We start from the raw sequence: 13,027 nt of genomic DNA on the forward strand, positions 1-13,027 counted from the left end.
TATTTGTTTCAGGCTTGCTTTGCCACGAGCCTTGAGGTCTCCCACACCGCTACGACGCGGGAGACCTCTTGGGATCGTCAACTCCACGCATGCAGCGGGGGCTTTTCGCCATTCAGGAAATACCTTCCGAGAATGGCGTATTTCCAGCGCACAGGGTCATGGAGCGTGTGGGTGCGCGCATTGCGCCAATGGCGATCGAGATTGTGCTCGGCAAGCGTTGAGCGGGTGCCTGCCAGTTCAAACAGCTTATTGGTCGCCGCAATTGCGATTTCGGTCGACAGGATCTTGGCCTCAGCCGTTACGATCTGCGCTTCGGCGACCGTCTCCGCATTGGGGTTCAGCACGGCGCGGTCGATTGCATAGCCGGCTTTTTCCAGAAGCGCTTGCGCGGCATGCAGGCGCAGCGTCAGGTCGCCGACGGCCTGGATTGTATAGGGATCCTCCCAGGCATGATCCTGGCCGCTATCCACCCATGCCCGGCTCTTGGTGCGCACGAAGGCGACCGTCTCGTCAATGGCGGCCTGTGCGATACCCGTGTCGACGGCAACCTGGATGATCTGGAATATGGCGCCATCGGCGGTCGGCACTTCATAGCCCTTGTATCCGGGCACGAGATGGGTCTTCGGCACCTTGACGTTGTCGAGAAGCACCGTACCGGAGAGCGTCGTTCGCTGCCCGAACGAGGACCAGTCATCGATGACAGTCAGCCCTGGCGCATCGCGCTCGGCAATCGCATACCAGGCCCGCCCCTCGTCATCGAGCGCGACAATCGGCACCAGATGCGCGAGCAGTGCGCCGGAGGAGTAGAACTTGCGCCCGTTGACGACGACGTGGTCGCCGGCATCGGTGAAGCGCGTCTCGAAATCGACTGCCCGTTTGGAACCGAATTCCGAAAAAGCGTTGCCGAAGCGGGTGCCCTTCAGCACCTCAGCAAACAGAAGTTTCTGTTGGGCGGGATCCGATACGGTCCGGATGGCAGCAACGACGCCCAGATGGTTCTGGGCGATCTGGCCGATCGAGGAATCCGCTGCCGATATGATCTCGATGACCTTTGCGAGCGTTGCGTACGAAACCTCCGGGCCGCCGAAGGCTTTTGGCACATTGATGGACCATAGGCCGCTTTGCGAAAAGGCATCCAGCTCGGCGACGGGCCAAATGCGTTCGCGGTCGCGCTTGGCCGAGTCCTTCACGAATTCGGTCGCAAGCCGCCGTGCAACGGCGATTGCCTCAGCATCGTCCTTGATGACATGGGCAGGCTCAGCCGGTCGAGGAACCGCCGGTACAGCCTTGACGGCATTTTCGGTGTTGACCTGTGAGAGCGTCATGATGGTTTCTCCTTGTTGAGGATGGCGGCCGATCAGGCCGGTGGGAGGTTTGTTGCGGCGGGTGTGGGTGCGGGTGTCGATTTCTGACCGAGATAAAATGCTTTGACGTCGTCGCGCCCGCGCAACTCGGCTGCATCTCCCGAAAGAACGGCGGTGCCGTTTTCGAGAACTGTCGCGCGGTCGGCATAACGCAGAGCGATCGCCGAATTCTGTTCGGCAACGAGCATGGAAAGGCCGCTTTCAACATTCAGCCGCCGCAGCATCCGGAAAATGTCCTGCACGACGATCGGCGCCAGCCCCATGGACGGCTCGTCGAGCACCAGCAGCTTTGGACGTGACATCAATGCACGGCCGATCGCCGTCATTTGCTGTTCACCGCCTGAAGCAAGGCCGGCCAATGCGCGGCGCTTCTCCTTCAGCCGGGGAAAAATTGCGTAGATTCTCTCTAGATCCGCGGCGATCTCAGCGCGCGAGCTGCTCCGTCCGAGACCGCCGGAAATGAGATTTTCCTCGATGGTCAAATTGCGGAAGCAATGCCGGCCCTCGAGGACCTGCGCGAGACCGGCGCGCACCAATTCGGCCGGCGTTGCCGTTGTAACGTCACGGCCATCGTATAAGACGCCTCCAGCGGTAATCTCGCCGCGCTCGGCCGGAAGCAGATTCGAAATCGCCTTGAGCGTCGTCGTCTTGCCGGCGCCATTGGCACCCAGCAGCGCCAGAATCTCGCCGCGGCGCAATGTGAAGCTGACACCGTGAAGCGCCGTGATTGCTCCATTGTAGGTCGCTTTGATCCCGTCCACGCTCAGCAGAACGTCTTTTCCAGCCATGGTCCACCCAATCTCAGTGTGGTTTCGTGTGCGAGCGGGGCATCGGCAGAAAGCGGCATTACCGTGCTGCCGATGCCCAGCCACCGGGCTCAGTTCGTCACGGCCTGTGCGTCTTCAGACGTGCGCAACTTGATGCCTCTTTCCTTGGCGTAGGCTTCCGAGGATTTCTCGATAATCGGCCTCAACAGGGCCCAGTCCGGCGCAATCCAATCGGAGACGACGTTCCACTTCTTGCCGTCCCACTGCTGAAAGGTCACGTAGCCGTTGCCTTCGTGATTGTCCCAGGTGACGTTGATGGAATGGAACAGGCCCTTGGCGCCGAGCGCCTCGACTCGAGCCGGATCAAGCTGCAGGTGCTCGAAGCCCCAGCGGACCTCGTCGCCCGTCAGAGTCCGATGTCCGAACTTTTCCTGGGCAATACGGATCGCCTCGACGTTCAGGATACCGTTGACGATACCGAGATTGTGGTAGACGGAGCCGATGCGCTTCTTGTCTTCCAGATTGCCCTTGCCATTGTCATAGAGCGTCTTCACGATCTCCTGGACGATCGGATATTCCGTGCCGGAGGCTTGGGTCGTGATGGCGGTATATCCCTTCGCGGCGTCGCCTGCCGGGATCACGTCCTCTTCCGAGTTAGACCAGACGTTGCCGATGATATGGTCGGCAGGAAAGCCGGTCTTGGCCGCGGTTTTCAGGGCGACCGGGTTCATGACACCCCAGCCGCGCAGCACGACGTAATCCGGCTTGGCGCGGCGGATCGTCAGCCATTGTGCCTGTTGCTCGTTGCCCGGATGCGGCACTTCGATCTGCTGCAGTTCGAAGCCATATTTCTGCGACAAGAGTTCATAGATCGGGATCGTTTCCTTGCCGTAGGGCGAGCCGTGATAGAGCACGACGATCTTCTTGCCCTTCAGCTTGTCGAGACCGCCGAGCTTCGAGGCGATGTAGTTCACGATGCCCGAGGTCTCGCTATAGGGATTGAGCAACAGCGGAAAGACATAGGGGAAAACGCGGCCATCAGTGGAATCCGTGCGACCATGGTTGATGGTGATCAACGGCACCTTGTCCTGCGTGATGCGGTCGATCATGGCATAGGCGATACCGACGGAAAGCGGGTTCCAGGCGGCAATATTCGGATTGCTCTTGAGACGCTCGTAGGCCTCGACGCCGCGTTCAACCTCGTATTGCGTTTCCGCTTCCGACCAGGTGAGCTTGACGCCGTTGACGCCGCCATCCCGCGTGTTGATGAGGTTCAGGTAATCGATGAAACCGCCGAAGAAACCCGTGCCGCCGGCCGCATAGGGCCCGACGCGATAGCTTTGCAGCGGGAAATATTGTTCATCGGCATGGGCGGCCGGTACCGCGGCCGAGACGGCCAGTCCAGCCGCAATGACAGCGGCCTTCAATTTCGCAAGCATGGTCATGTTTGGATACACTCCGGGTATTGTCCGGTGTGATGGCCGGAACTGGGTTGAATGAGCGATGGGTTTGATGTTTGCGGAGCTTGTGCCCAGCTTGGTCAGGCCGGCCTGTCGATGGCAGAGCCCAACCGCCTTCGGATCTTGCCCCAGAGCGAGGAAAGCCCGTCCGGTTCGAGGATCAGAAACAGAATGATCAAGGCGCCGAGCACGATGCGCTGGCTCATGTCGAGCACGCCGGAATCGAAGACATCGCCGAGCAGGAACGAGCCCAGTCGGGATAGCACGAGCGGGAAGGCGACGATCAGAGCGGCGCCGAGAAAGGCGCCCCGCGTCGAGGCAAGGCCGCCGATGATGATGATGAAAAGGATCTGGAACGATCGGTCGAGGTTAAAGCCGGCCGGCTCGACGGTCCTCAGATAGGCAAAGGCCCAAAGCGCTCCCGCAACGGCGATGATGAAAGAGGAGATAGCAAAGGCCAGCAACTTGGTTCCCAGCACGGGCACACCGATGATGCGCGCCGCTGTCTCATTATCCCGAACGGCGATGAAGTTGCGGCCGGTTTGAGAGGTCGTCAGCCGATGCGCCAGGAAGGTCAGCACCACCACGATCGTAAGTGAAAAGAGATAGCGACCTACCGGGCCTGTAAATTCCACGCCCGCAAGCGTCAGAGGCGGCGCATCGATGACCCCGGAGGCAGAGTCGTTGGAAAACCAGCTAAATTTGGTGAGAGCCCACTGCACGAAGAACTGCGCAGCCAGCGTCGACACAGCAAGATAAAAGCCCTTCAATCTGAGGCTAGGCAAGCCGAAGACGATACCGATCACCGCCGCCAGAAGGCCGGCCAGCAGGATGCTGATGATCAAAGGCAGGCCATCGACGCGCAGATTGAAATTGTAAGCAGCAAAGGCACCGACGGCCATGAAGGCGGCGCTTCCGAGCGAGACCTGGCCTGCATAGCCGGTAAGCAGATTCAGCCCGAGGCCGGCAAGGCTGAGCGCCAGGAACGGCAAAAGGATCGCCTCGAACAAATAGGTCGAACCGACAAAGGGAACCACGAGGTACGCGCTGGCAAGGATGGCAATCGGTGTCAGCCAGCGGCTGAAGAGCCATGTGGGATGAAGATCGACGGTGACGACAGCCATATCAAACCCTTTCCACGAGCTTTTGCCCAAACAGGCCGGAGGGGCGGATGAGCAGGAAGGCGAGTGCTGCGACATAGGCAATCCAGCCTTCGATGCCGCCGCCGAAATATTCGCCGATATAAACTTCCGCGAGCTTCTCGGTCGCGCCGATCAGCAGACCGCCGACGATCGCACCCAAAATGGAATCAAAGCCGCCGAGAACGAGGACGGGCAGCGCTTTCAGCACCACCAGCGACAGAGAGAACTGCACGCCGAGCCGCGCGCCCCATAGCAGGCCAGCCACCAGTGCTACGACACCGGCAGCCGCCCAGACCGTTGCCCAAATCCAGGGCAGTTTCAGCCCGACAGCAAGCGCGGCGAACTGATCGTCCGCTACAGCCCGGAATGCCAGCCCAATTCGGGTGTAGCGGAAGAAGGCGGACAGCGCCGCCACCATCGCGGCAGCGACCGCCGCCGCAAAAAGATCGAACTGGCTGATGAACACGCCGCCGATGTCGAAGGGAACATCCTCGATCCCGAGCTCCAGACCGTGGACCTGCGTGCCCCAGATGAGTTGAGCCGCCCCCTCGATGATATAGGAGAGCCCGAGCGTCGCCATGAAAAGCGTAATCGGCGGCTTGTTGGTCAATGGTCGCAGCACGGTACGCTCGATGGCAATGCCGATCAGCACCATGACAGCGAATGTAATGACGAGCGCCAAGGCAAAGGGAACGCCACGCTCAAGAAGGCTGACAAAGGTCAGCGCGGCAAACAGCAACATTGCCCCTTGAGCGAAATTGAGCACGCCCGACGTCTTGTAGATCAGCACGAAACCGATGGCGACGAGCGAATACATAACGCCCGAGAGCAAGCCGCCAACCAGCACTTCGATCAGAAACGGCCAGTCGAAATCTGCCATCAGATGCCCTCCCCATCCTCGTTTTCCGCAACGACGCCGAGATAGGCGTCGATGACGCGCTTGTCGGCACGAATTTCGCCCGGACTGCCGTCGGCGATCTTGCGGCCGTAATCGAGGACCGCGATCCGGTCGGAAAGCTGCATGACCACGCCGATATCGTGTTCGATGAGGATCACCGTCGTGTCATACCGATCTCGGGCAGACCGGATGAAGTCGGCCATGTCGTTCTTTTCGCTCGCCGTCATCCCCGCCATAGGCTCGTCTAGAAGCAGGATCTTCGGTTCCGCCACCAGGGCGCGGGCGAGCTCGACGCGTTTTTGCAGTCCGTAGGGCAGCGTGCCTACGAGACGATGACTGACCTGGCCCAGATGCAGGAACTCGAGAATACGGGCCGCCCGCTCGCGTGCATCCGCCTCTTCGCGGCGCGCGCGGCCAAGCCCGAGGATCTGTTCGGCAAAGGTCGAGCGCACGGTATAGGCTCGACCGGCGATGACGTTATCAGTGACACTCAAGCCCTTGAACAAGGCGAGGTTCTGGAACGTGCGGGCAATGCCAAGCGATGCCAGCAGTTCCGTCGGCACATGGCGATAGGTGTTGGAGCCGATACGAACATGGCCCTCGTTCGAGCGATAGACACCGCTGATGATGTTGATCAGCGAACTCTTGCCTGCGCCATTTGGACCGATAATCGCCCGGATCTCCCCCGGCTCAACAGAAAGGTCTACATCGACCAAGGCAGCGACCCCACCAAATGACAGGCTGATGCCATGCAAAGAGAGAGCATGGGTCTCTTCGTCATGCTGCGGGATGCCGCCGGTCTTGCCCGGTGGCAACGCGCGAGCAATCTGGTCGCCGGAGCCCCGCAGCGTACCAGGATCCAGCACGTCAAGGGAATAGGTCGCGGCAGGCATTCAGTGTCCTCCATTCGGCTCGGGCGCGGCTTGAACATGGCACGCCAATCCCGTTGGCGTGGACCAATCGGCCCACGCACCCATCATGTTTCACTTACGAGGTATTTTGCTGCAGCGAGCCTATTCGGCCGCCACTGGCTGGGTACTAGCAGCCTCTTCGAGCTCACGAACCAGCGGGATCACATGCTTGCCGAAATACTCGACCTCCTCCTGGAAATGCAGGAAGCCCAGCAGGATCAGATCCGCACCCGCCTGCTTCAGCGCCACAACCCGCTCGGCAACCTGCCGTGGCGTGCCGATGAGGTTCGAGCGGAAGCCATCATTATATTGAACGAGGTCTTCGAAAGAGGATTTCGCCCAGTTTCCTTCGCCTTCCGGCGACGCCTTGCCGGCGTTCTTAACTTCATGCCCGAAAGCATTGACCGCCTCGGGATTGGCCTTCTCGATGATCTCGGCAAGCACTGCCTTGGCTTCTTCCTCCGTTTCGCGCACGATTGCGAAGGCGTTCACCCCGATCCGCACGGAATGGCCATTCTCCTTGGCCTTCGATTGGATGTCGTCAACCTGCTTGCGGATCTCGGCCGGCGTATTGCCGTTGGTGAAATACCAGTCAGACACCCGGGCCGCCATGTCGCGAGCGGCACGGGAGGAGCCGCCCTGGAAAATCTCCGGCTGCGGGTCGATCGGCTTCGGCTTCAGCGAATAATTGTTGAAGCGATAGAAATCGCCGCGGAAGGTGAAATTGTCCTCGGTCCAGATGCCGCGAAGTGCACGGATGAACTCCTCCGAGCGACGATAGCGCTCGTCATGATCGAGCCAATGCTCGCCAATGGCGGCGAATTCGCCGCGGAACCAGCCGCTCACGATATTGACCGCGACGCGCCCGTTGGTCAGGTGATTGATGGTCGCAATCTGCTTGGCGGCAAGGGCCGGATTCCAAGGACCGGGCAGGATCGCCGCGATCACCTTCAATGTCGTGGTCGATTCAAGCAGGGCGTGACTAAACGAGACGGACTCATGCTGAAACTCCGCTCCATAACCTGCCGTGAAACGGATCTGGCTCAAGGCATATTCGAAACCGCTCGCTTCGGCGATCTGCGCAAGCTTCCTGTTGTATTCGATCGTCCAACTCGTACGCTGTTCGATATTCGAAATCACCAGGCCTCCCGAAACATTCGGCACCCAATAGGCAAATTTGACCGGATCGTTCGCGGCATTGGAAAAAGTCATGTAAAGCTCCCTCTTGAATTTCGTTCTATGGGCTAGGCTGCCAATCCGCTGTGTTTTCCCGGGGCGGCGATCGCTCCGATGTCGAGCGCTGGCGTGATTGTCGCGACCTCTTCGACGGCTCGATCGATGCGCTCGAGGACGGCGGGATTCGTGAGTTCGTGATCGGCGAAGTCGGCCTCAAGCGCATAGATTGCGGTCGGGACGGTCAGCGCATTGAAGAAACCGAAGAGCGGCCGCAATTGGTGCTCAAGCATCAGGCCATGCAACAGTGTCCCGCCGGTTGCGGCGAGAATGACCCGTTTGCCCGCGAGTGCTCGATAATCGACGAGATCAAAGAGATGCTTCAGCGCGCCGCTGTAGGACGCGCGATAGACGGGCGATCCAACAATTATGATATCGGCGCCTTCCACCGCGGCGATGATCGCCTTGCCTTCGGTATCGAGTTGATCCGCTCTAAGCGCCCGAAAGAGCACGGGGGCCGCGTCGACAAGCTCGATGGACTGCACATCGCCACCAACGCGCTGCCGCAGCCGATTGGCGGCGACGTTCACCAAGGACGCCGTCCTGGATGGTCTTTTGACATTGCCACTCAGCGCGAGGATGTTCATGATGATGATCTGTCCGGTTAATTAGATAATTTACCCTATATATTTAGTAGATTTTTGATAGGCGAAGATGTTCTAATCTTCGAAGCAAAGTGGATTGAATTCCTATTTTCAGTGGCGGCTTATCGGAAGAATTTTCTCAAACCCAAAGCATCAGGGATAGCGGATGTGCTGAAGAATTGAGGCCAGAGCGCGACCAGGGAACTGAATGACATATGGAATTGGAAGCGCAATCGTCTTAAGAGGTCCGGCAACCTCTCAGGCGCCTGCTCGCGATCTGAACGCCACGGCCCTCAGATGTCGAATGCTTCTTTCAGATTGAAGCCCTTGCGTTCACGCATGTCGAGATCGGTCTCGATATGGGCGATGTGCTGCAGCATAAGGCGGCAGGCCCTGTCCGAATCCTTCTGCTCAAGGGCATCGACGATTTCGCCGTGTTCATGATGGCCGCAGCTCGAGGCTGTCGACTGGCCGTAGAGCGCGATCACCAGCGAGGAGCGAGCGACGAGTTCCTCCATGAAGCGCTGCATGATGGCGTTGCCTGATATCACCGCGATTGCCAGATGAAAATCGCCTGAGGCCTTGATCTCCGCGCGGCGGGCGGCCGATCCGTGCTCTTCGACCAGCCTGCCTTCCAGCAATAGAAGCTGCCGCAGATGCTGGATGTCCGCCGGCGATATCCTGGCTGCCGCCTCAAGCAGGATGCCTGGCTCGACGAGCCGGCGTGCGGCGAAGATCTGCCGTGCCTCCTCCGGGGACGGATAGGCGACAAAAGCGCCGCGATTTTTCTCGACACTGACAAGCCCTTCATAGGAAAGCGCCTGCAAGGCGGCACGCGCCAGCGTGCGGCTGACATTGAAGAGATTGCCGACATCTGCCTCGGAAAGCTTCGCGCCAGGAGCAAGGCGTCTTTCAACGATCGCGTCGCGAATGGCGTCGCGGATCTGCTGCGTGCTTGTTTCGGCTGAATCGTCGGCGGCTTGGAGGGCGCCCGCAGTTGGCTTCATGAAATACGACCTGATTTTCCCTGAACATACCCAGGTTCGTCGCAAAAATCCAATAGATTTGAGTGCAGTTACGACGCCAAATTGTATACAATCATGTGATTATTTTGTGTACGAAAGCCTATTTGATGTGCACTCGTCGAATTACCGATGATATCCATTCAATCTAAGAATTCCAAAAACTTCGATTGTTATCAATAGTTTGCTGCAATGCACCGAAATTGGCATGGCTCGTGCATTGTCTCTTTTAAACAGAGGAAGGCATGATGTCGAAAGCGGCAGAGATCGATATAGTATCCGTTTCGAAGATCTATGGCAGCACGACAGCCGTGCATGCCATCAGTCTGAAGATTCCTGCCGGTTCTTATTGCTGTTTTCTCGGTCCATCGGGCTGCGGCAAGACGTCGACCCTTCGCATGATCGCCGGGCACGAAAGCATTTCGTCGGGCGATATCCGCCTCGGAAACACCGTCGTCACCGACTTCCCGCCAGCCAAGCGCGGCACGGCCATGATGTTCCAGTCCTATGCGCTCTTTCCGCATCTCGATCTCATCGACAATGTCGCCTTCAGCCTGAAGATGAAGGGCGTGGACAAGGACGAGCGTCGGGCCAAGGCGCTTGAGATGCTGAAGCTGATGCAGATGGAGGCCTATGCCACACGGCGTCCGGCGCAGCTTTCCGGCGGGCAGCAGCAACGCGTGGCCCTCGCCCGCGCGCTGATTACCGATCCGGAAGCCCTGCTGCTCGATGAGCCGCTCTCGGCGCTCGATCCGTTCCTGAAGATCCGCATGCGCGCCGAGTTAAAGAAGCTGCAGAAGACGCTCGGGATTACCTTCGTGCATGTGACGCACAGCCAGGAGGAGGCCATGGCGCTCGCCGATATCATCGTCATCATGAACGATGGCCGGATCGAGCAGGCGGCCACGCCCCGTCAAGTCTTCGAGCGTCCTGCGACAGCCTTCGTCGCCCGCTTCATGGGAGACCATAACGTGCTTTCCGGCCGGGTGGCATCCAGCGAAAACGGCGTGCTGACGATGACAGTGCCCGAGGGGCAGAGTTTTTCTGTGTCAGGAACCGGTAGGGACGTGGGCGAGGCCATCGATATCGGCATCCGCACAGACCGCGTGCGCCTGCAAGTGGCTTCCGAAAAAACCCTCGGCTTCAACGGCATCGTCTCCAACATCGAATATCGCGGCGCGTCGGTGAAAATCACCGTCAACGGCGCGGGCAGCGACGACTTCACGGTCATCGCGAGCGACGGCGATTACTTCGCCAAACCCGTATCGGTCGGCGATGCGGTGTCTCTGAGCTGGGCTCCGGAGGACGTCGTCCTCCTTGGCCGGGTTTCCGCATGAATTCCAAGCATCACAACAGGGGAACTGACATGACGACTGAAACGAAGACCACTAAGGCGGCCAAAGGAATTTCCCGCCGCTCGCTTTTGAAGACCGGCGCTGCCGCCGCCGGCGCGATCGCCGGCTCCGGCCTCATCACCGGCTTTCCGACCATCTGGGCGCAATCGAACATCACGCTTCGCCAGTTCGGCACCGGCGTTTCGAACATCAATGCCATTGCCGAAAAGTGCAAGGCCGATCTCGGCATCACACTGGAAATGACGGCAACCGACTCCGACGCCGCCGCCCAGCGCGCCGTCACCCAACCTGACAGCTATGACATTGCCGACATCGAATACTGGATCGCCAAGAAGGTCTTCCCAACCGGCGTTCTGCAGCCGATGGACGTCAAGAAGCTCAAATATTACGACAAGATCGTGCCGCTGTTCATCAACGGCAAGCTGAAGTCGGACAGCGTCATCGCCCAGGGCACGGCGCCACACACGGTCGGCTTCGTCGAAGCGCAAGGCTCCAAGAAATTCGCCAAGGAGCCGACGCAGTGGATGACGATGGTTCCGACCATCTACAACGCCGACACGCTCGGCATCCGTCCGGACCTGACCGGTCGTCCGATCACAAGCTGGGCCGACATTCTCGATCCCGCTTTCAAGGGCAAGACCGCGATCCTCAATATCCCGTCGATCGGTATCATGGATGCCGCGATGATCATGGAAGCCGCCGGCAAGATCAAATATGCCGACAAGGGCAACATGACGAAGGCGGAGATCGACAAGACGATCGACTTCCTGATCAAGACCAAGGGTGACGGCCAGTTCCGCGCCTTCTGGAAGTCATTCGACGAAAGCGTCAACCTGATGGCGTCGGGCGAAGTCGTCATCCAGTCGATGTGGTCGCCGGCCGTTGCTGCTGTGCGCTCCAAGGGGATCGCCTGCACCTTCCAGCCGCTCAAGGAAGGCTATCGCGCCTGGGGCGGCGGCCTTGGCCTCGCCTCGCATCTGAAAGGCGCGCAGCTCGACGCCGCTTACGAATACATCAACTGGTACACCTCCGGCTGGGTCGGCGGCTACCTCAATCGCCAGGGCTACTACTCGGCCTGCATGGAAACGGCCAAGCAATTCATGTCGGCCGACGAATGGGGCTACTGGATCGAAGGCAAGCCGGCGCAGGGCGATATCCTGTCTCCGGAAGGCAAGGTCATGGAGAAGGCCGGCGCCGTTCGCGACGGCGGCTCGTTCGAAGCCCGCATGGGCGCGGTCGCCTGCTGGAACTCGGTGATGGACGAAGACCGCTACATGGTCCGCCGCTGGAACGAGTTTATCGCCGCCTAAGCACCACCCCCAAATCAAATCCTCTCCCCGCAAGCGGGGGGAGGAAGCCGCTAACGGAGAGACCGGGACATGGCGACGATCGCCTCCTCAGAAACAGATCAGGCACCACGGAAAGCAGGTGGCCATTTCGGCGTGCCGCTATGGCTCGTCTCCTATCTGCAGGCAGCGCCGCTCTTTCTGATCCTGGGTTTCTTCTTCCTGCTGCCGATCGCGATGATCGGTGTCGTCAGCTTCTGGGACTATGATTTCGCCGGTCTCTATCCCGCCTTCCTGACCACGAATTACACCGATACGCTCGGTTCTTGGGTCACCTGGAAGACCTATCTCAATACGCTGAAATTCACCGCCATCGTCTGGGTATTGACGCTGGTGATCGGCTTCTGGGTTGCCTATTTCCTCGCCTTCCACATCCGCCGCACATCGACGCAGATGGTGCTTTTCCTCGTCTGCACAGTGCCTTTCATGACATCGAACATCATTCGCATGATCTCCTGGATCCCGGTGCTCGGACGCAATGGCCTCGTTAATTCGACCCTGATCCAGATGGGCCTCATACCGAAGCCGATCGAATGGCTGCTCTATTCCGATTTCGCCGTCGTGCTCGCCATGGTGCATCTCTATACGCTGTTCATGGTGACGCCGATCTTCAACACGCTGATGCGCATCGACCGCTCGCTGTTCGAAGCGGCGCGCGATGCCGGCGCCAGCGGCTGGCAAATCCTCTGGAACGTGGTGATCCCCCTTGCCAAGCCCGGCATGGCGATCGGCACGATCTTCGTCGTAACGTTGGTCATGGCCGATTTTTCGACCGTGCAGGTCATGTCCGGCGGCCAGAGCGCCTCTATCGCGCTGATGATGAAAAACCAGATGTCGCTTCTGCAATACCCAGCCGCGGCAGCGAATGCCGTCGTACTGCTGGTCCTCGTCCTGCTGATGGTCTCCGCCATCCTGCGCGTCGTCGATATCCGCAAGGAGCTTTGA

Annotated in this window: 12 protein-coding genes; 3 read left to right on the forward strand and 9 right to left on the reverse strand. The window is 59.4% G+C overall.

What is annotated here, in order from left to right:
- Window positions 1-77: 77 nt before the first annotated feature.
- The 9 genes from N2601_RS27860 to N2601_RS27900 form a co-directional block, all read right to left on the reverse strand.
- On the reverse strand, window positions 78-1,325 hold the full coding sequence (locus tag N2601_RS27860; protein ID WP_104827603.1) for an SfnB family sulfur acquisition oxidoreductase: 1,248 nt from the start codon (window positions 1,323-1,325) through the stop codon (window positions 78-80).
- A gap of 32 nt (window positions 1,326-1,357) precedes the next feature.
- A complete protein-coding gene (locus N2601_RS27865) occupies window positions 1,358-2,152 on the reverse strand; it encodes an ABC transporter ATP-binding protein (RefSeq protein ID WP_104827604.1) in 795 nt (264 codons plus the stop codon).
- Window positions 2,153-2,241: 89 nt separating this feature from the next.
- Window positions 2,242-3,576 (reverse strand): ABC transporter substrate-binding protein, encoded by a 1,335-nt coding sequence (locus N2601_RS27870; RefSeq protein WP_104827605.1) that lies wholly within the window; start codon window positions 3,574-3,576, stop codon window positions 2,242-2,244.
- A gap of 95 nt (window positions 3,577-3,671) precedes the next feature.
- A complete protein-coding gene (locus N2601_RS27875) occupies window positions 3,672-4,715 on the reverse strand; it encodes a branched-chain amino acid ABC transporter permease (RefSeq protein WP_104827606.1) in 1,044 nt (347 codons plus the stop codon).
- A 1-nt stretch (window position 4,716) separates the two neighbouring features.
- Window positions 4,717-5,613 carry a branched-chain amino acid ABC transporter permease gene (locus N2601_RS27880; RefSeq protein ID WP_104827607.1) on the reverse strand — a complete coding sequence of 299 codons (897 nt, stop codon included), beginning with the start codon at window positions 5,611-5,613 and terminating at the stop codon, window positions 4,717-4,719.
- The gene (locus tag N2601_RS27885; protein ID WP_104827608.1) at window positions 5,613-6,524 is read right to left on the reverse strand and encodes an ABC transporter ATP-binding protein; all 912 of its coding nucleotides are present in this window, start codon (window positions 6,522-6,524) and stop codon (window positions 5,613-5,615) included. The genes N2601_RS27880 and N2601_RS27885 overlap by 1 nt, the downstream gene beginning before the upstream one ends.
- Before the next feature lie 120 nt (window positions 6,525-6,644).
- Complete coding sequence (gene sfnG / locus N2601_RS27890; RefSeq protein WP_260304414.1) at window positions 6,645-7,754, reverse strand: dimethylsulfone monooxygenase SfnG; 1,110 nt, start codon at window positions 7,752-7,754, stop codon at window positions 6,645-6,647.
- A gap of 32 nt (window positions 7,755-7,786) precedes the next feature.
- The gene (gene msuE, locus N2601_RS27895) at window positions 7,787-8,362 is read right to left on the reverse strand and encodes an FMN reductase (protein WP_104827610.1); all 576 of its coding nucleotides are present in this window, start codon (window positions 8,360-8,362) and stop codon (window positions 7,787-7,789) included.
- A 290-nt stretch (window positions 8,363-8,652) separates the two neighbouring features.
- Complete coding sequence (locus N2601_RS27900; protein WP_104827611.1) at window positions 8,653-9,366, reverse strand: GntR family transcriptional regulator; 714 nt, start codon at window positions 9,364-9,366, stop codon at window positions 8,653-8,655.
- A 263-nt stretch (window positions 9,367-9,629) separates the two neighbouring features.
- On the opposite strand from N2601_RS27900, the gene N2601_RS27905 reads away from it, so the two are divergent.
- The 3 genes from N2601_RS27905 (at window position 9,630) to N2601_RS27915 (ending at window position 13,027) form a co-directional block, all read left to right on the forward strand.
- On the forward strand, window positions 9,630-10,718 hold the full coding sequence (locus tag N2601_RS27905; protein WP_104827612.1) for an ABC transporter ATP-binding protein: 1,089 nt from the start codon (window positions 9,630-9,632) through the stop codon (window positions 10,716-10,718).
- Window positions 10,719-10,747: 29 nt separating this feature from the next.
- Window positions 10,748-12,046, forward strand: coding sequence for an ABC transporter substrate-binding protein (locus N2601_RS27910; RefSeq protein WP_104827613.1), 1,299 nt, complete (start codon window positions 10,748-10,750; stop codon window positions 12,044-12,046).
- Window positions 12,047-12,115: 69 nt separating this feature from the next.
- Entirely contained in the window at window positions 12,116-13,027 is a 912-nt protein-coding gene (locus tag N2601_RS27915; RefSeq protein ID WP_104827614.1) for an ABC transporter permease, read from the forward strand.

It is taken from the genome of Rhizobium sp. CB3060, assembly GCF_025200735.1.
In the GTDB taxonomy this organism is placed as follows: Bacteria; Pseudomonadota; Alphaproteobacteria; order Rhizobiales; family Rhizobiaceae; genus Rhizobium.